Annotated in this window: 1 protein-coding gene; it reads left to right on the plus strand. The window is 41.7% G+C overall.

Translation table 11 applies throughout. From position 1 onward, the window contains the following. Nucleotides 1-307 (plus strand): transposase (locus ACEN4I_RS13550; protein WP_407127859.1); only part of this gene is annotated, 307 nt, incomplete at both ends.

Genomic DNA, 307 nt, shown 5'->3' on the forward strand with positions numbered 1-307 from the left:
TTTCACATTGTGCAACACCTTAGTCGTGCTATGAACCGCGTCCGCATTCAAATCATGAACCATTTGGACCGTCAGTCACAGGAATATCGTGCCCTGAAACGCTACTGGAAACTGATCCAACAAGATAGTCGCAAACTCAACGATAAACGCTTTTATCGTCCGACTTTTCGTGCGCATTTAACCAACAAGGAAATCCTAGAAAAGCTACTGTCATACTCTCAAGAACTGAGAGAACATTATGAACTCTACCAACTTTTACTTTTCCATTTCCAAGAGAAGAACTCGGACCATTTCTTTGACCTCATTT

This window comes from Desemzia sp. FAM 23990, assembly GCF_045528485.1.
Taxonomy (GTDB): Bacteria; Bacillota; Bacilli; order Lactobacillales; family Carnobacteriaceae; genus Desemzia.